The organism is Eubacterium sp. MSJ-13 (assembly GCF_018918235.1).
In the GTDB taxonomy this organism is placed as follows: domain Bacteria; phylum Bacillota; class Clostridia; order Lachnospirales; family Lachnospiraceae; genus Butyribacter.
The window spans coordinates 1-19,542 of the sequence record NZ_JAHLQE010000059.1 but is presented as its reverse complement, the minus strand read 5'-3'; the positions used below and the strand labels follow the sequence as shown (position 1 = coordinate 19,542).

Below are 19,542 nucleotides of genomic sequence, written 5' to 3'. Positions count from 1 at the left end.
GATACATTGAACAAGCCTGCACTTTCGATAGCACATATCAAAAAGCCTCGATGTAGCCTGCTATACCTACGTTTTTTGACGTGCACTCTCGAAATCTCATTCATGCCCAATGTATCAAAGATTTAATTTTCGTCGTACTAGTTTGCCTGCATGCCATATTTACGGTTGAACTTATCAATCGCACCACGAGCCTTAACAGCTTTCTGCTGACCTGTGTAAAAAGAATGACATTTTGAACAGATTTCTACATGAATTTCTTCCTTTGTAGAACCAGTTACAAACTCATTACCACAGTTGCAAACAACTTTAGCCTGATAATAATTAGGATGAATTCCCTCTCTCATGTCTTATGACCTCCATTCCGCTGCCATCACGACAGCAAATACATATCACGAAAAAGATCACACCCAGCATGTAGGACTGTATCTTTTCGATTTCAATTTTCAACACAACTTCATTATTGTAACACACTCTGCACAAAAGCGCAAGTATATATTTTATTTTTTCTAAAAACACATTTTCACAGAAATCAATCTTTATTTACCGAAAAATATCTTTCCTAGAAACGTATCTTTCTTATCATTTCAACAAATTCCCTGTTGTTTCTTGTTTTTCTGAACAAATCAATGATCTTTTCCACAGCTTCATCATTTCTCATTGTGCTAAACACTTTTCTTATGCGATATGCTGCATCTTTTTCATCCTGTGTGAGCAAAAGGTCATCTCTTCTAGTACTTGACTTAGGAAGGTCTATTGCCGGAAATACTCTCTTTTCTGAAAGACTTCTGTCAAGAACAAGTTCCATGTTACCCGTTCCTTTAAATTCCTCAAATACAACATCATCCATCTTGCTTCCTGTATCTACAAGTGCTGTTGCAAGTATCGTAAGACTTCCGCCTTCCCTCATATTTCTCGCTGCACCGAAAAACTTCTTTGGCATGTGGAGTGCCGCCGGGTCAAGACCTCCCGAAAGTGTTCTTCCGCTAGGTGCTACCGTTAAATTGTATGCTCTTGCAAGTCTTGTGATACTGTCAAGAAGTATCATCACATCTTCGCCATGCTCTACAAGTCTTTTTGCTCTCTCTATGACCATCTCTGAAACTCTCTTATGATTTTCAGGAAGTTCATCAAATGTAGAATATATCACCTCAACATTGTGTCCCATAATAGATTCTTTAATATCAGTAACTTCCTCCGGTCTCTCATCGATGAGGAGTACGATTATATGCATCTTTGGATGATTTGTCTTAACGGCTTTTGCTACCTGTTTAAGAAGCGTCGTCTTTCCTGTCTTCGGCTGTGAAACTATCATTCCACGCTGCCCCTTGCCGATAGGCGCTACTATATCCATCATTCTCATTGAAATACTGCTGCCATCAGTCTCAAGTCTTATCCTCTCATCAGGAAATATCGGTATAAGCTGTTCAAACTTTGGTCTTGTCAAAAGTTCCTCAACAGGATAACCGTTGACTGTTGTAACATATAACATCGCAGCAAATTTTTCTGTCTGGCTTCTCACTTTAAGATTTCCTTTAAGTATATCTCCTGTGCGAAGTCTGTATTTCTTTATCATCGCATGTGATACATATACATCATCATCTCCCGGAAGGAAATTGTCACATCTGATAAAACCATATCCCTCTGCCATTATCTCAAGGATTCCCTCGCGTGTCTCCCCACTGTCAAGCTGGCTTATATCAAGCTGTTTTTCAGGCTCTGCAATATTCTGACTAACATTTGTCTGATACCCGTTATTTGAATTGTAATTATTCTGCGAATAGCTGCTTCCCGGTGTACTGTTATTCTGATTATAACCGTTCTGATATCCTCCATTTGAGTTATAAGTATTCTGAGAATAACCACTGTTTTGCACTCCATTATTCTGATTATAATTATTCTGGTATCCACCATGATTTAAATTTGGCTGATATGAACTATTTGAAGAATATCCGGGATTCTGATTTGAATAAGGATTATTTCCCTGTCTCATATTTACTCTTCCATTATTCCTCTGCTGTCCACGCACATTACTGTTTCTTCCCTGATAAGAGTAAGATGACTGATATCCGCCCTCTCTTCTCGCTCTGTATGTATTTCTATGTTCATCATTATTATTGTAATCATTATTTCTTACATAATTGTTCTGATTCTGCTGCTTTTTTTCCTCCGAATCCGATTCCTGTATATCTTCTGTATTCTTTTTAGAAACATCATCTACATTCCCGGCTGTACCTTTTTCTTCCGAAGCATCCTCCTGTTTATCATCAGATTCTTTTTTACTTTCTTCATCTTTCTTTTTGCTTCTTGTCTTTTTTTCCTTAACATCCCCTGCCGTATTCTCCATAACGACATCTTCATTTTTTCCTTCAGAGTTCTCCGTTGTCTCTGTTTCCTGCTCTTTCTGAATACTCAGAAGCAGTTCCAAAAGTTCCCTCTTTTTATATGTAGTTACATTTTTAACGCCCATTTTGCGTCCGGCAACCCTAAGTTCAACAAGAGACATTTTTTCTAAATCTGCCATTCCATTGCTCCTTTACAAATACATTTTGATTTTTTCTTTGATAATGTTTTAAAATTCTTATAAATTATATTGACGATTCCGGGATTTTAATTTCACGATAGTGTCTGAATAAATTTATTAATACTTTTAGTACTAATATACACAATCTTTTCGTATTTGTAAAGGAGCAAAAGAAACTCTAATCAAGATTAAGTTTTTTATTAAGAAGATATACACTTACCACATAGTATAAAATAGTCAGCACTAACATAAGCACAAGACTTGCGCTGAGCACATCACCTATATAGGCACTGAGCGCACCAATATCTGATGCTTCATTATTTATTATCTGTGTTACCATTCCCCTTCTGACTGCACAAACGGCAACTATACCTATTGAAATCCCCTGCATGATGATATAACCTGCAAAATATACGATAAATGACAGGATATCTTTATTCATTTTCTTTCCGGCTGAATATCCTATCGTTATCGCCCCGAATATCTGGCTTATCGCACAAAATGCACCTGCTATCATCGAAGCTGTAACAAGCCATATATTCATTGTATTAAAGCCACTTTCTTTCATACTCCCAGTTATTTCCTTCAATATCGTTCCACACCAGAACAGTTTTCCTGTCGATATAGCCACAGTGATATATGCACCTGCTATGTTTATCAGGAAAAGTATGACTGTTGACAGATATTTACCTGTAAAAATAACTCCCTCACCAGCCGGAAGCGTATGCGTCAGATAGCCTTCGTCTTTAAACATATTTTTTCTGAAATACAGTACACACGCTACCAGTGTAATACCAAATCCAACACCTATGCCTAAAATGTGAAACATAAATGTGAACTTTTCCAGCAGTCCCCACTGTACTGCCTCCGGATAAGCTGCTGACAGTTTATACATGATAAGATGAAAAACAGCCAGAAGTGTTATAAAACTGTATGTCCCTGCAATTATCTTTATATTTGATTTTATATCATATTTTATAAGTTTTCCTAACATGAAAACACCTCCCTGAACAAAGCATCAACCGACTTTTTCTTTTCCATCCTGAGTTCATCCACATCCCTGTGAAGCATCACTTTTCCATGTTTTAAAAAGATAACTTCATCAAGTATCTGCTCAACATCCTGAATAAGATGTGTAGATATGATAACAGTGGCATCCTCGGTATAATTGCTTATTATAGTCCTTAAAATATAATCCCTCGCAGCCGGATCAACACCACCCATAGGTTCATCAAGAAGATAAAGTTTTGCACTTCTGCTCATGACCATGATAAGCTGGACTTTTTCCCTGTTTCCTTTTGAGAGCGCCTTCAATCTGCTCTCTTTGTCAAGACCTAGTTCATCAAGCATGGCATATGCTTTTTTTGCATCGAAGTCCTCATAAAATTCTTCAAAAAAACTTACTACTTCCCTAATCTTCATCGCCGGTGAAAGATAACTTCTCTCCGGAAGATACGACACTATTTTCTTTGTATCGACTCCGACTTTTTTTCCATCTATCAGGACATCTCCATCATCCTGACTTAAAAGCCCGCTCAATGTTTTTATAAGAGTTGTCTTTCCGTGGCCGTTTGGTCCGAGCAGTCCGACTATCTTTCCGCTTTCAATCCTGAGAGTCAGACCGTCAAGTGCCTTTACACTGCCATAGTCTTTCGATAGATTTTCACATTCCAATATCATTTTATGCCTCCATTCCGCACAACCTTCTGTGCATGGTATGAAATTTTTTAATTTTCAGATATATATTTTTTGAGAAGTTCAATTATCTGCTCTTTTGCATACCCCATCTTTTCCATCTGAGCAACAAATGTCTTTATGCACTCCATAGTCATCTCCTCCTGTAACCTTTCTGTCTTTTCCTTACTGTCCGATACAAAACGCCCTGCCGTCCTCTGTGAGTAAACAAGACCTTCTCTCTCAAGTTCAGCAAGTGCTTTCTGCATCGTATTAGGATTAACCCCAGCCTCAAGTGCCAGCTCCCTGACTGACTTTAATTTATCTCCAGCTTTCCACTCCCCAGCCACTATACGCTCTTTTATCTGACTGATTATCTGCTGATAGATAGGCTGTTCATCATTAAATTTCCAAACCAACCATATATCCTCCTTTCCTTTTATAAAGCGGACATTCACAATCCGCCTTCGCTACCTGCTCATGAACGCAGAATAAGTATTCCACTTACCCATCTCTTAGTGCTCTACGCACTAGAATGTTTATTTTGCGTTCAATCTGTATCATTGTATTACTTGCTTAGTACAATAATACTGTAATACAGTTTTTCAAAAAAGTCAACACTTATTTATATTTTTTGACCAAACTTTTCAGATATGGTATTCTTATATATGTAGTATTTTTTATAAAATAAAACAAACGGAGGATATAAAAATGACAAACAGCGAAAAAGCTATTGCACTTCACAAAGAATGGAACGGAAAAATCGACACAACACCAAAATGCCATGTAAAGTCAAGAGAAGACCTTGCTATCGCATATACACCCGGCGTTGCTGAACCCTGCAAGATAATCGCAAAAGATAAAAAAGAGGCTTACAACTATACTATCAAATCAAACACTGTAGCCGTTGTTTCTGACGGAAGTGCCGTTCTCGGCTTAGGCAATATAGGTCCGGAAGCTGCCATGCCCGTTATGGAGGGAAAAGCTGTTTTGTTCAAGGAATTTGGTGATGTAAACGCATTTCCTATCTGCCTTGATACCCAGGACACAGAGGAAATCATCAAGACTGTCATAAATATCGCCCCTGCTTTTGGCGGCATCAACCTTGAAGATATATCTGCTCCAAGATGTTTTGAAATAGAGACAAGATTAAAAGAAGCACTTGACATTCCTGTTTTCCATGATGACCAACACGGTACAGCTATCGTTGTTCTCGCAGGTATCATAAACGGCCTTAAAGTTGTCGGAAAGACAAAGGAAGAATGTCATGTCGTTGTAAACGGTGCCGGTTCTGCCGGAGTTGCCATCACAAAACTTCTTCTCAGATACGGTTTTAAGGATGTTGTCATGTGTGACAAATCAGGTATACTCTCAAAAGCAAGTGATGACCTTAACTGGATGCAAAAAGAAATGATGGAGGTCACAAACCTTACAGGCAAAACAGGTACTCTCGCAGATGCCCTCAAGGGTGCAGATATCTTTGTCGGCGTTTCAGCTCCGGGTATCGTTTCAGAAGAAATGGTCAAGAGCATGAATAAAGATGCCATTCTATTTGCAATGGCAAATCCTGTTCCTGAGATCATGCCTGATGTTGCAAAAAAAGCAGGTGCAAGAGTTGTCGGCACAGGCCGTTCAGATTTTCCAAATCAGGTAAACAATGTCGTTGCTTTCCCTGGTATCTTTAAAGGAGCACTTGAAGGCCACGCAAAACAGATAACAGAGGAAATGAAACTTGCTGCTGCCCTTGCTATCGCAGGTCTTGTAGATGAAAAGGACTTAAATGAGGATAACATCATGCCTGAAGCATTTGATCCTCGTGTAGCAGATGTTGTATCTCAGGCTGTAAAAGCTAATATTAAATAATATATGAAAAAAAACGAACATATAAGACGCTGGGGTGAAAAACCTTACTATTCTCTCGATTATCATTTGAAGAAAACATTCGGCGAAAAAGTCTATAAAGTTGCTCTCGATGGAGGCATGAGCTGTCCAAACCGTGACGGCACTGTCTCCACGGGCGGCTGTATATTCTGCAGCAATGGAGGTTCAGGGGATTTTGCCATAAAGCATGATAGCGATAATGACATAACAAAACAGATTGAAAGCGGGATAAACTCACTAAAGGCAAACGGTAAATTTGTGGGAGAAAAATTTATAGCATATTTCCAGTCATTTTCAAATACATACGCTCCCGTTTCATACCTTGAAAACATTTTTTCACAGGCAATAAACCACCCTCTTATTTGCGCTCTTTCAATCGCCACAAGACCTGACTGTTTCAACGAAGAAATATATGACCTTATCGACAGACTTAATCATATAAAACCTGTATGGATAGAACTTGGACTTCAAACTATGCATGAAGAAACCTCAGCCCTTATAAACCGCGGCTATACTCTCAATGTATTTGAAGAAACAGTTCACGAACTCAGAAAAAGAAATATAACTGTTATCGTTCATGTTATAATAGGACTTCCCCATGAAACAGAATCGGATTTTTTTAAAACAATAGCTTATCTTAATACTATGGATATTCAAGGCATAAAGCTGCAGCTTCTCCATGTTTTAAAAAACACTGCCCTTGCCGGCATGATAGGAAATTTTCATATATTAACACAGGATGAATACATAGATATATTATGCGGATGTATAGCACGCCTCTCACCTGACATAGTCATACACAGACTTACCGGAGATGGTCCAAAAGATTTACTTATAGCACCTGAATGGAGCAAAAACAAGCGACTTGTATTAAATACCCTGAGCCACGAATTAAAGGTGCGTGGTATATACCAGGGACAAAATTTTAGAAATGGGGGATTTTAATGACACCGGAATCACGCAAGCTGTATAAACTGATAATACTTTATTTTTTAAGTCTTACAAGACAGCCAATGTCAAATGCGATAATTTCTGATTTCATTTTGAGAAACAATTATACTGATTATTTTTCAATTCAGGAAACACTTACAAACCTTCTCGAAGATGATATGATAGAAAGCGAACAGACACATTCAACATCGTATTATAAGATACTGCCTGCCGGACAGGAGATACTTACCTTTTTTGGAAAACAGCTTCCCGATGACACCAAAACACAGATAAGAAAATATCTTTCCGAGAACAGAGTAAGTATTGTTGAGAGTACATCTATCCACACTGATTATACACATGTAAAAAATAAAGAGTACATCGCACGCTGTTCTCTAGTAGAACGCGGAAGCACTCTTTTAGAAGTTGCAATAAATGTTCCGACAGAGGAAGAAGCAATTCAGGTATGCGAAAATTTCAAAAAAAAGAATGAAAAGATCTATAGTTTTCTTTTTAGTGAATTGTCGGTAGAGTAAACTCTACCGGCTTCTAGTACAACGAATAATTAATGCCCAATGTATCAAAGATTTAATTTACGTTGTACTAGCTTCTGCCTCAGTATCATCAACCTCCATCGGGATTATGACAACCGCACTAAACTCCTCACCACAGGTTTCAAACAGATGCAGACCATGATATTTTTCTGTAATCCTTATAACATTTTTAATGCCTATGCCATGCAGTTCGCTGTTTTCCTTTTTTGTAGTCTTAAATTCATCCCCATCCTTTTTTATTTTTCCATTATATGTATTCCTTACAGAAACGATAAGTTTACCGTTCTCTATTACTATCTTAACTTTTACAACTTTATTATCACTACATTTTTGTACTGCTTCTATCGCATTATTCAACAGATTTGATACAACTAATATAAGGTCTGTTTCCTCCATCGTGATACCTGAAAGGTCATTTATCTTGCATATAAATGATGCACCTGCCTTTTTAGCCTCATAATATTTTGTGTTCATAAGGACATTAACTACCGGATTATTTGTATTTATAATGTCCATACCTGTTGTATATTCTCCACTGACTTTTTTGAGATATTCGGACAACTTACTATATTCCTTCTTTTCAAGCAATGCACTCATGTAAAGCAGATTATTTCTGTATTCATGTGAGATACTCCTCTGACGCATAAGCTTTTCTTCCCATGAATCATACATCTCCCGTTGTCTTTTTGCATCCATCTCAAACACAAGTTTTTCCTGTTTGAGTCTTGCCTTCTCAGCAAGGTCATCCATAAAAAATATTACAAGAATGTTCATAGCAATAAGACTGACCACCACAACCCATGCAAATTGAATTTCATTTTCAGACTTAAGACCAATACCACACTTAAGTATACCTGCAACAGCACCTGCCGATATAAGCGGAAAAACCGCCAAAAACATTATATCTTTTTCTTCACTTATATGAAGCCATCTATCACTCCCAACCTTTTTCAATACAAGTATAATTATAAGTAGCACTGACTTACTCATCAATGTTATAAATGCATCTATATGACCTTCTCCATTCATGTCAATTTGAAGTACATCCCTATCTAACAATATCGTAATTACATCAGCAATCACAAATATAAAGTCAAATAATGCTGATACCATAATTGCATTTTTTATGCTTTTCTTTCCTATAGCGATGCTTCCAACTATAAAAATTATAATATTTACTACTTGTCTTAACAAAATATTTTGTTCAAAAATATCACTGATGACAAATATTGCCGATGACATTATAACAAGCCATATAATCCAAACCCATTTTGGAAATCTTAACTCACATTTTGAAAATGCAGTATTAAATATCAAAAAGCATGACATTTCAATAAGTACTATTACATAACTCTGATACACATTCATCAAATCGCTCCCTTTTGCCTTGCATATTCCAAAACAGCATTTTTATATCTCTGCTTTGAAATAGGAATCTTAACAGAATTTATCAGCTTAACATAATACCTTTTTATATCACATACATATTTCATATTAACAATAAAACTCTGATGAACCCTGACTAATTCCTCTGCTTTAAGTTCCATCTCTATATCATCCATCTTTTTGTAAACGGTGTATATATTTTCTGTCCCATTCTCATTAAAATGAAAACTTATCCTGTGCAGCGAATTTTCAATATACATTATGTTTGCGGTAACTACTCTTTTTGACTTCTCCTCAACAAAATCATATATTGTCTCATCTGTATTTTTCCCAAGTTTCTCAAATACGGCATTCAGTGCCTCTGTAATATCAGCCTCTATCGTATCCTTATCTTTTATTATGTATCTTACTGCATTAACTTTATATCCTGCCAATGAGTATTCTATAAATCCGGTAACAAAAATTATGTAAGTCCTATCACTGTATTTTCTAAGTTCATGTGCTGTTTTAATACCATCCATTTCCCTCATACTCACATCAAGAAATACAATATCATATTGTTTCATCGCACTTTTTAACGAAACAAACTCTTCTCCGGACTGGTAAATATCTATCTTATACGGCAGTTTCGTTTTATTTATATACTCACCTATATATCCCACAATTTTCTCAGCTATGGCTTTTTCATCATCACATACGGCTATCCTAATAATATCAGACTCCAACTATTGCTCCTCCTGTGTTTCTTATAGAATTACGCTATACTTTCGTATGTTATATCGTAACTATAACTATACCACAAAACAATATTTTTAAATAGAATCTAAAAACAGGGTTCAGAATAAATCTTTCCTACATGACATTCTGACACCCTGCTGATTCTACAAATCCACATATAGCTCTGAACAACATTGTTTTCCACAACCTTTTCTTAATTATAAAGCCATAAACTCTTATTTTTAATAGATATATTTATACAGGCAAAAATCTTATTTTACTTTTTATTATTATAATATAACATCAGATTTCTACACTGCTATATATCTTCTATCATTCAATAATAACCTCTCCTGCCATCCCAAGAAATAAGGAATCTCTCACCCGGGGTAGAGGTTAAAAAGCGAGAGATTCCTTTTATCTCTCCCGTAATTACCCTATTATGTAACAATAGTGATTTCTAGTGAATAAAATTACTTCACGCTCTTTTTCAAAGCCGCCGGTCTTTTAGGCTGATGTAAAACAGCCCCGCAACTTGGTTTTCTCTGCTGCTCTTTTTCAACCATTTTTTTAAGAACAGAAGCTGAAATCTCTAATGTTTTCTCTTTAAATTTCATGCCTATAATACGCTCCTTTCTTTTCTATTGCTGTTATTTCTAACAACAAATAGAAAATACCATTTAACCTTTTACATTTCAATATATATTGCAAATTTGGAAATCTGATTGCAGAATTGGTAATATATGTTAGATTTTTACTCAATCTTTTTATGCTGTCCCATAGTAAATGCCATTATAAGCAGAATAGCTGTAAGTATAACTGAATACTCTATCGCCTGAATATATACGCCCGGTACCTGAAGCCAGCTCAAAAAAGCTATCGCCGAAAATTCTATGATTACAAGCAGTCTTGCGTATTTTTTATTGAAGCTGTATTCTTCTTTGTCATAGTCCATATTAGGATGATTTGCTCCTCCTAATATTAAAATGATAACAGCAGCAACCGCTGACACAACTCCTGATACTATAAGCGGTATAACCTGAGATTTTATAAGAAGTATAACAACAACCTCTATCCCCATAGTTCCAACAAAACACGAGCCAAATGAATCAAGATGAAAACCCCCCGTCCTGTTTCTCAGTGCAAAAAAACATACAATAAATATAATCATCGCCGTAAACTGTTTAAAAAGCAGGCTTACAAGAAGCATCATACTTGTCGAAAATATTTTTTCAACCAGACAAGTGACCTTATATCTGTATACTTCCTCTTCACTCTGTAATATTATTCCATTGTTCAACAGCAAATTTATATATCTATCTATCATTCCCCTGCACCTCACTCTATATAGCAAAAAATATCATGTTTATTCTCGTTTTTCAAGACTTTTTGCAGATTTGGAAAATTTATTGCAGATTTGGGAATCATAAAATTTATCCCTCTCCTATCAACACTTCTTTGCCTCTAAAGGCAAAGCCATAATGCCTGATATCTTCTTTTTTTACACCTCTTTTTATAAGTTCTGCGTCATAATTCTTTTCTTTTATCTGTTTTAGTGCCATATCAACTGTTTCTTTAAGGGAACTTTCTTTTCTCGGATTTATTACTTTGAATTCGATTATTATCGCTGGCAATCCCTTTTTTTCGTGATTTTTTGGCATCATCATAACATCATAACGACCGAAACCACTTTCACGATTTGAATTTATAATATAGTCCTTGCTCTGATTTACTATAAGTCCAAGTACAAATCCATGATAAAAATGCGATGACTGCCTAGTCATCGCATACAAGTTTGAACTATCGTTCAAACTTAAGCCATTAGCTACTCCCTTGTAGTCGTAGCATGAGGCTAAATTTTCAGGCCGTACTCTCGAATTCTCCTTTCCCGCAACATCAAAGCTGCTAAATGTTTCAAGTGCTATTTCATTCATATATTCATTCATTGCATCCAGATTTCCTGAAATAAGTGCCTTTATAAAATTTTCTGACGAATCTTCCGTACATTCAAACCAGCCGCTTATCATTGTCTTAAACATTATCTCTACTTCTTTATTTGTGAGTTTTAAACCGTAAACCTTCCTCGTCATTTCATCTTCCCAGCGAAATGTTTCTACTCTCAGATAACCACTTGCAAGCAGCAAACTCCATATAGCATTTTCACTTCTGTCCAGTTTGTCATAAACTATCTGTTCATCAAAACTCTTTTCTATAACATCACCATCAATGAGCCTCTCTACTGTTTGTTTAACACTTGATGCACCTGTCCTTATCAATCTGTTTACAAGTCCATTTGAACTTGAGTCCGCCCAATATGCATTAAACTCTTTAAATTTCAAAAAGTTAATTATAGACCATGGATTGTAAATGTCTGTTTTATTTCCAAAAATAAATCCATCATACCAGTCCTTTACCTTCAATTTTTCTTCCGCAAGTCCAAATTCATCAAGTGCCGAAAAAACTTCTTCTTCCGTAAACCCAAATACTGTTTCATACTGTTTTGATGTACTTGTAATAACAACCAAATTATTAAGATCAGAAAATATACTTTCTTTGGAAACTCTTGTAATTCCAGTCATGATCGCTCTTTCAAGAAACGGATTTGTCTTAAATGTTGCATTAAAAAAACTTCTTGTAAATGCAACTGTCTCCTCCCAATATCCATTTACATAGGCCTCCTGCATAGGTGTATCATATTCATCAAGCAGAATGATAACTTTCCTTCCATAATAACGGCTGAGATAATCTGACATATCATTTACTGTAAATGATATATCTTTGTCTAGCGGGCTTTCTAAAAACATCTTATATCTTGCTTTTTCAGTATCACTCATACATTCTGAATCAAGTAAAAATCTGTTTTGCTCATATAATTTTACTATCTGTGCATACATCTGTTTTTTTGTCTGTTCAAATGTATTTGCTTTTATTCTTGCAAAACTAAGAAATATTACCGGATAAATCCCCTGAATGTTTCTGTACTTTTCCTCTTTCCATATATCAAGACCATAAAATAAATCTGCTCTTCCCTTATATTTATTTGAAAAAAAACAGTTGAGCATTGTCATATTTAAAGTTTTTCCAAAACGGCGCGGGCGTGTTATCAATGTCGTAACATCCTCATTTTCCCACCATTCCTTAATAAATCCCGTTTTGTCTATATAAAAGCTGTTTTTCTCACGTATTACTGAAAATTCTTCATTTCCAATACTTATCACTCTTGCCATATATTCCCCTCATCAAATAGTGCCGATTATCTCCGACAATCTCTGTGTATATGTATGTTCCTCTCTCACCTTTCTGCACCCATTCTGTGCTATCATCTTTCTCTCATCTTCATGCTCAAGATAATATTTTATCTTATCAAGCATATCCTCCCTGTCACTGTAGCTTACATAATCTTCTCCGTCAACAAAATGCATTGCAAAATCATTTTGATGATTTGTGAGCAAAAATCCTCCTGCTCCCATTATGTCCATTGCACGAAGCGGTATTCCATTTCTTATACTCCTGAGCGTGATATTGAGATTTATCTTACTGTATTTGAATACAAGCGGCATTTCATACATATAGTGAACTTCCCCCATATTTTTTATGCCTTCTAACTGTGGTGTCGGCTCTGATGTATAAAGTTTCATCGGAGCTATGTTTTTTCCATTCTGAAGTTTTATATCCGGAAGTTTTTCTCCCAGATATTTAAATATCTCAGTCCTGTCAAGCTGTGTCATCTTGCGGCATAAAAAGTAGTTTGCATAAATATATTCAATACTCTCCATTCCATTTTCCTGCACTTTTACCGGCATTGCAGCCATCATATTTTCCACTATGTCAGGTGTAAGAAGCTCCTCAATAAATGTGTATCCGTATATAAGTCTCTGTGACTCCATTATGCCTTCAAGATAACCTTTTGTATAATCATCAAGTTTTGGCTCCATCCTGTCGTAGAGATTGTGTTCCTCGGTATAAAGCCTTCCGACAAATGAGACATCGCTCTCCACGATTTTTCTGTCCTTTGGCGATATCCTTAAATCTGCAAGCCTTTTTTCATTTACCGCCATAGGCATATACCATACATTTTCAACACCGAGATTTCTAAGTTCCTGAACCATCAATGAATCAAATATAAATATCCTGTTTACCTCATTAAATACTGATTTTGAATAGGTAAGTATCAAAGGACTGTCATAACACCATGAAAGATATGGTATCTTAAGGTCGTTGCAGCCATCAGATATCACCGGATAATAGTTTGATGTAAATACAACATCTATATCATTTTCTTTTATATATTTTTTAATCTCTGATTTATATCTTGGATCAATACGATAATTCTTTGGTTCTTTTTCATATAATGATACCGTATGTCCTAATTTTTCAAATGTCTCTTTTATATCTTCTACCCCAAAACTTTTCCATGTTGGAAATAATATCTTCATTATTTATCCGCCTTTCGTAAACTTTAGTCTATTTAAACTTATTTTACATATAAATAAACTCATTATATATATCGATAATTTACAACATTCACATATTGTATTCCATACTCCTCAAATATATTTATCATATTTTGGTCTATCCTCTCGCCACACACAGCTATCGGGATTGCCGGTGGACACGCTATTGTCTGGGATGCACATATACTGCCGCAGGCATCAGAGACCTTTATTTTCATGTACGGTGAAAATGCTGCTTCTCTTATACTCATCACTCTTTCTGCTTTGTGCAGTATAAGTTTTTCAGGTTCTATTTTCTTTTTCGTATCTCTTTTATCCTTAGTATCAGCCGCCCATTTTTCAAGCCGTTCAAAATCTTTCTCATCATTCTGCGGTGTTATCATCAAAACAACAAAATATTTGTCTGCGTATTCACATTCAATTCTATATTCTCTAAGTTCATCGGCAAGTTCTTCCCCCTCCATGCCTGCTGCCGCAGTATCTATCACTATCTTGAGAGGTTCTGTTTCCATAAGCCTTACATTATTTGCGGCAAGAACCTTTTTTGTCTTTTCTATCCGCATGATACAATCACTTAGTTCCTGCCTGAATTTTTCAGCAAGATATCTGTTACACATATCAAGCGACTGCATTATAAGGTACGATGGACTTGTCGAGCCAAACATTGTCATATAAGATGCGACATACGGTGCTAACCTTTCCCTATACTCTTCTGAAACATGTATATATGCACCACCTGTCAGAACCGGCAGCGTCTTATGTGCCGAATCACAGCATATGGAAGCTCCGCTTTTTATTGGATGGATATCTCCATATTTTTTTTCGTCAAGAAATGCCTGATATGCTCCATGTGCATTGTCAACTATTAAAGGAATGTCATATTCTTCACAGACTTCTGATATCCCTTTTATATCTGCTGTATTTCCGAGATAATCGGGAGAAGTTATATATACAGCCATCGGCAGCGTGTTTTTATTGTTGTTTTCACTTTCTTTGTGACATAAAACTTTTTTCTTTACATCTACATATGATTTGTCTATATGATTTTTCTCGTGATTTCCCGATATATCTTGAGCTTCACTCGTTATTATTTCTATGTTGTCCGATATATTTTTAGCTTCACATGTTATTATTTCTGTATTGTCTGATATATTTTCAAGATAATTTCTGATATCCTCAGGTGTCACCATGCTCACGCAGATACTGTCTGTATCTTTAGGGTAGATAAATTCTACATCGAGATCAAGAAGTGCAAGTGCATCTATCAGCGATCTGTGTACATTTCTTGCGGCAAGTATATAGGTACGCTCTGTCATTGTACCTGACTTTTCAGTAATCCCTTTCTCACAAAAATGCCTCATACCTGTATTGCTGGCTTCACAAAGTTTTTTCATCATATCTGTTTTTTTGTGCAAAATCTTTCTTTGGTAATCAGCCTGAACAACGGCAAGCATAGTCTTTATACACTGTGACGAACCCTCTGTTGAATAAAACGATGCACCGCTTCCAAAAAGCTTTGCAGCGTTTTCCTGACTTTTCTTAATAATTCCATCAGCATGACTTAACACATCTGCACCATCTATCTCCGTTATGTCGTATCTCTCACAGCCTAAAAATTCTCTGCCCTTATGCCCCGGCATATGAAATCTTGAAAAGCCGCTATCCGCATATTCTTTCACAAAATCACAGATTGGTGTATCCATCTATTTTGCTCCTTTTTAATCTCTCTTACTTCTTTTAAATTTTGAAATATCATTGACTTTCCAATCGGTATAACCATTTTATAATTTCTCACCGATAATATCACCCATTTTTACAATGGTTTCAAAGTCTTCTTCTGAATTTTTGATTACCTCATCTTTAATCTTTATCATATCTTTTGCAAATGCAAGTATAACCGTAGAACCGCCAAACTCAAAACGGCCTTTCTCCTGTCCCCTTGACACATGGCATTTCTCATTATTGTTTACGATTCTTCCAACCATAAGTGCTCCTACTTCCATCTGAAGTATCTTTCCAAAATTTTCACTGTGCAAAACACAGCACTCCCTTGTATTTTCCTTATATATATCGTAGCCCGCTTCTATCGCAACAGGATTTACTGTATGATAAACACCATTTATCCTCCTTATCGGTCCAAGATAACCATTATCGACATATGAATATCTGTGATAGTCATCAACGCAAAGCCTAAAAACAAGCATATAACCGCCATTATAATAATCTGCAAGTTTTCTGCTCCTCGTAAGGCTTTCAAAGGAATACTTCGCTCCCTTAATCTCATACTCCGAATCATCATCTATCCTGTAAACCGTAAGTTTACTGTCACATGGAGAGCATAACAGCTCAGGTGTCATATCAAATATCCTCTCACCCTCTTTAATCTTCCTCGTAAAAAATTCATTGTAGCTTTTATATTTTTTTTCTTCATACTGTGACATATCAATATTATTTTTTTCTATAAACGGTTTTATTACCGGCACTGAAAGAGGACTGTCCATAAGCCTTCCGCCAAGTTCAGACACTGCCCTACTTGTAAGCACCTTTAAAAGCTGCTTTCCTGCCCCACTTTTATACATTTTTTCAAGGAATTTATCCTGACCGTTTTTTTCCAATCTGCAATTTATTCTTTCAAATTCCATTATATACTCCATTCAGCCTTTATACGGCACTACTTCACTCTACATCTTCCCCTTAACCAGTTTCCACAAAGGTTTCTCAAAGAAATGTGGTTTTGGTACCTTATATTTTGAAAATACAACAACTACTATAACCGCAACCGCCACTAATATCACGAGGAATACTAATGTCTTATTGTCAGGCTTTTTAAGTTTAAAATCAACGATAAACAATGTTCCGACTATTGCTAATGCAAAATATAATACAAGTACAAATACCCTGTCACTCACAAATATCTGAAACATAAACACTAATGGAAGCACGATTGCCATTGATGTTATCGGAAGTCCGTGATAGTACTTGTTTGCTCCCTCCTCGACCTGCTGTCTTCTTGTTTCAAGCACGTTGAAATATGCAAGTCTTATAACTGAACACACACAATAGTAGCCTACAATAAGTATTCCTATCGGTCCTCTCACACCTATGAGAAAACAGATAAGTGCCGGAAAAATACCAAAACATACAACATCACAGAGAGAATCTATCTGTACACCATACAATTTTTCATCATCTGTTCTGTTTTTCTTACTTCTGGCTATCTTTCCATCAAACATATCACAAAGTCCCGAAAGTGCAAGACATGTGACTGCCGTTCTGAATCTTCCATTCATCGCCTGTGTCATACCGATAACTGATATAAACAGACTTACATATGTAAGTATTACCGTATAATCATAAACTCCTATAAGCTTATCCGTAATTTTTTTCTTACTAACATTCTCTTTCATAATAATCCTCATTTCTTTCCAAAATACAACATACCAGTGTGCTACTCTGTAAATATTTGCTATTGTTGTATTTTTTCTGCCACCCATTTTGTCACTTTGCATACACTCTGTACCAAGCAACTTAATTTTTATTTTTTATCTCTTGTTCCAATCCTAAGATATGCGACAACAGTCATAACCGCACTTATCCCAAGCTGAACATAAAAACTTAAACCTCTGCTCACTATCATAACAGGCAGTGTATATTTTTTTGTACATATCTGCACAAATATGTCTTTAAATAATTTTTCGCTTATCCCAAGTCCCCCAGGCAAAGGAAGCATATCAACTGCAACAGATATCATTCCCTGAAGTGTTATAACAACCCCTGCCCCAGCAAGATTAAGCCTGAACGACCTGTATACAAGATATGTAACTGCAAACAGCAGAAATCTCTGAACACATGTTATCAGAAAAACATTTACTATAACCCTTATGTTATTATAAAAAAATTCTGCTGCATTTCTGTACTTTTCCATTGCCTTTTCAAGCCGTTCACCGTATTTTTTTTCTTTGTCCGTCTTAAAAATCCTGTCAAACAGCCTTACGCAGAATAATACTATCCTGCTTGCAAGAGTAGGATGAAATACAAGTATAAGCATACCAAAAACGCACACAACATTCAAGAAAATTCCCAGATAGCACCATCCGTAGATTGGTTTTAAAAATTCCCACACAGCTTCAAGTCTGAATATCATAACAAAAAGTCCAAGCACCACAAGCACAAGTTTGTATGTAATCGTCACAATAAGAAGAACCATCGTTGACGTTGGCAATGACAGTTTATCTTTTTTCATAAAATAAAGCTGCGCCGGCTGACCGCCCGTAGCTGATGGTGTGATAAGTGAAAAGAAAAAGCCCACAAACGAATATAAAAAACAATGCGTCAGTTTTACATTTTCACCTAGAACCTTCATCATATAATAGATTATAACTGACTCTGACTCGATAAAGCAAACAACAAATACCGCACCGAGCATCCAATATCTGAAATCTCCCTGTTTTAAATAAATTAAAAGTTCTGAAAGATTCTCTCCATGAAACACAGAATAAAGCGTGATAATAAGAACCAGCATCAAAAAAGCGGCATTGAAAATATTTTTCTTTACTCCTGACATTTACTCTCTCCCAAATATAACATTATTAACTTTATCAAAAAATCTCCATATCCTTTTATAAAAGTTAGTATGTGTCCCTATAAAATATGACAATTCAGCTATCGCAACCCCTGCGAACACATCAAGTATATAATGCTGTTTGGTAAACTGAGTTGACGCAAACACAAGCACTGCGAACACCGCAGAAAAAACTTTGTACCATACCGGTATATGTTTCTGCTTTCTTATCCCGATAAAACACATCCAGCTCACAAGACAGTGAATTGACGGAAACAGATCCGTAGCAGGATCAACAGTATATATAAATCTCATAAGGATACTCGAAAGCCCGTTTCCCGTAACCTCCGGTCTGACATTGGTAGTCGGCAGTAATATAAAAAATACGCCACAGATAAGTCTTGACAGATAATCCCCCGTCGCAAACTTATACCAATGCTCTCTCTCAGTCCTCGAAATCATTATGTAATTAACAGCCCAGAAAGCAAAGCATATAAGATATATGTATATCCATTCCTTAACAAACGGCAGACTCTTATCAAACTTAGTTGACAAGTCGTAATGCTTAGCATTTTTCATAAGTATCTGTGTTCCCGTATAGACTGCTGAATTAAGCACAAAACAAGAAATAAGCGAAATAACCGTCTGCTTAGGAATCAATTTTCCCACAGACTTCTCATACCATATCCCAAACCTTGTACTTCCAGACTTTTCATCTCTTTTATCTCTCATATCTTTAATTTCCCTTATCCCCCTATTTTTTTACTATTGTATCTTTAACTTTCCATAATCACTTTACATACTTAATAAAGTCAAGCGGATATTCGCAATCCGCTTTGCTACTTGCTCATAACACTATTAGCT

The 19,542-nt window shown here is 36.1% G+C and carries 19 protein-coding genes; 3 read left to right on the top strand and 16 right to left on the bottom strand.

All coding sequences use genetic code 11. From position 1 onward, the window contains the following. Positions 1-137: 137 nt before the first annotated feature. The 5 genes from rpmE to KQI69_RS03640 form a co-directional block, all read right to left on the bottom strand. Positions 138-344 carry a 50S ribosomal protein L31 gene (rpmE, locus tag KQI69_RS03660; protein ID WP_022014073.1) on the bottom strand — a complete coding sequence of 69 codons (207 nt, stop codon included), beginning with the start codon at positions 342-344 and terminating at the stop codon, positions 138-140. A 215-nt stretch (positions 345-559) separates the two neighbouring features. Continuing rightward, on the bottom strand, positions 560-2,521 hold the full coding sequence (gene rho / locus KQI69_RS03655) for a transcription termination factor Rho (RefSeq protein ID WP_216563933.1): 1,962 nt from the start codon (positions 2,519-2,521) through the stop codon (positions 560-562). Between the two features lie 178 nt (positions 2,522-2,699). Continuing rightward, the gene (locus KQI69_RS03650) at positions 2,700-3,515 is read right to left on the bottom strand and encodes a hypothetical protein (RefSeq protein WP_216563932.1); all 816 of its coding nucleotides are present in this window, start codon (positions 3,513-3,515) and stop codon (positions 2,700-2,702) included. Beyond that, positions 3,509-4,201, bottom strand: coding sequence for an ABC transporter ATP-binding protein (locus KQI69_RS03645; RefSeq protein ID WP_216563931.1), 693 nt, complete (start codon positions 4,199-4,201; stop codon positions 3,509-3,511). Before KQI69_RS03645 ends, KQI69_RS03650 begins: the two co-directional genes overlap by 7 nt. Positions 4,202-4,248: 47 nt before the next feature. Then, a complete protein-coding gene (locus KQI69_RS03640) occupies positions 4,249-4,614 on the bottom strand; it encodes a GntR family transcriptional regulator (protein ID WP_216563930.1) in 366 nt (121 codons plus the stop codon). A 292-nt stretch (positions 4,615-4,906) separates the two neighbouring features. On the opposite strand from KQI69_RS03640, the gene KQI69_RS03635 reads away from it, so the two are divergent. The 3 genes from KQI69_RS03635 to KQI69_RS03625 are packed head-to-tail and all read left to right on the top strand — an operon-like array spanning position 4,907 to position 7,542. Continuing rightward, entirely contained in the window at positions 4,907-6,058 is a 1,152-nt protein-coding gene (locus tag KQI69_RS03635) for an NADP-dependent malic enzyme (protein ID WP_216563929.1), read from the top strand. Between the two features lie 3 nt (positions 6,059-6,061). Further along, the gene (locus KQI69_RS03630; RefSeq protein ID WP_216563928.1) at positions 6,062-7,021 is read left to right on the top strand and encodes a TIGR01212 family radical SAM protein; all 960 of its coding nucleotides are present in this window, start codon (positions 6,062-6,064) and stop codon (positions 7,019-7,021) included. Beyond that, a complete protein-coding gene (locus KQI69_RS03625) occupies positions 7,021-7,542 on the top strand; it encodes a DUF4364 family protein (protein ID WP_216563927.1) in 522 nt (173 codons plus the stop codon). Before KQI69_RS03630 ends, KQI69_RS03625 begins: the two co-directional genes overlap by 1 nt. A gap of 57 nt (positions 7,543-7,599) precedes the next feature. Here KQI69_RS03625 and KQI69_RS03620 read toward each other — a convergent pair whose 3' ends face one another. From KQI69_RS03620 to KQI69_RS03570, 11 genes are all read right to left on the bottom strand, one after another. Next, the gene (locus KQI69_RS03620; RefSeq protein WP_216563926.1) at positions 7,600-8,928 is read right to left on the bottom strand and encodes a sensor histidine kinase; all 1,329 of its coding nucleotides are present in this window, start codon (positions 8,926-8,928) and stop codon (positions 7,600-7,602) included. Next, positions 8,928-9,671 carry a LytTR family DNA-binding domain-containing protein gene (locus tag KQI69_RS03615; protein ID WP_216563925.1) on the bottom strand — a complete coding sequence of 248 codons (744 nt, stop codon included), beginning with the start codon at positions 9,669-9,671 and terminating at the stop codon, positions 8,928-8,930. The genes KQI69_RS03620 and KQI69_RS03615 overlap by 1 nt, the downstream gene beginning before the upstream one ends. Positions 9,672-10,136: 465 nt before the next feature. Continuing rightward, entirely contained in the window at positions 10,137-10,280 is a 144-nt protein-coding gene (locus tag KQI69_RS03610) for an AgrD family cyclic lactone autoinducer peptide (RefSeq protein ID WP_216563924.1), read from the bottom strand. A 137-nt stretch (positions 10,281-10,417) separates the two neighbouring features. Beyond that, positions 10,418-10,990, bottom strand: a complete 573-nt coding sequence (locus KQI69_RS03605; protein ID WP_216563923.1) for an accessory gene regulator B family protein — start codon at positions 10,988-10,990, stop codon at positions 10,418-10,420. Positions 10,991-11,096: 106 nt separating this feature from the next. Next, positions 11,097-12,890: an AAA family ATPase gene (locus KQI69_RS03600; RefSeq protein ID WP_216563922.1), complete on the bottom strand. Its 1,794-nt coding sequence runs from the start codon at positions 12,888-12,890 to the stop codon at positions 11,097-11,099. 12 nt (positions 12,891-12,902) lie between these two features. Further along, on the bottom strand, positions 12,903-14,099 hold the full coding sequence (locus tag KQI69_RS03595) for a DUF3880 domain-containing protein (protein WP_216563921.1): 1,197 nt from the start codon (positions 14,097-14,099) through the stop codon (positions 12,903-12,905). A gap of 62 nt (positions 14,100-14,161) precedes the next feature. Next, the gene (locus tag KQI69_RS03590; RefSeq protein WP_216563920.1) at positions 14,162-15,820 is read right to left on the bottom strand and encodes a DegT/DnrJ/EryC1/StrS family aminotransferase; all 1,659 of its coding nucleotides are present in this window, start codon (positions 15,818-15,820) and stop codon (positions 14,162-14,164) included. A gap of 78 nt (positions 15,821-15,898) precedes the next feature. Beyond that, positions 15,899-16,759, bottom strand: a complete 861-nt coding sequence (locus KQI69_RS03585) for a phosphatidylserine decarboxylase (RefSeq protein ID WP_216563919.1) — start codon at positions 16,757-16,759, stop codon at positions 15,899-15,901. Between the two features lie 39 nt (positions 16,760-16,798). Next, positions 16,799-17,524 (bottom strand): phosphatidylcholine/phosphatidylserine synthase, encoded by a 726-nt coding sequence (locus KQI69_RS03580; protein WP_216563918.1) that lies wholly within the window; start codon positions 17,522-17,524, stop codon positions 16,799-16,801. Positions 17,525-17,652: 128 nt separating this feature from the next. Next, positions 17,653-18,681 (bottom strand): lysylphosphatidylglycerol synthase transmembrane domain-containing protein, encoded by a 1,029-nt coding sequence (locus KQI69_RS03575; RefSeq protein WP_216563917.1) that lies wholly within the window; start codon positions 18,679-18,681, stop codon positions 17,653-17,655. Next, complete coding sequence (locus KQI69_RS03570; RefSeq protein ID WP_216563916.1) at positions 18,682-19,410, bottom strand: phosphatase PAP2 family protein; 729 nt, start codon at positions 19,408-19,410, stop codon at positions 18,682-18,684. It lies immediately after the preceding gene. Positions 19,411-19,542: the final 132 nt, after the last annotated feature.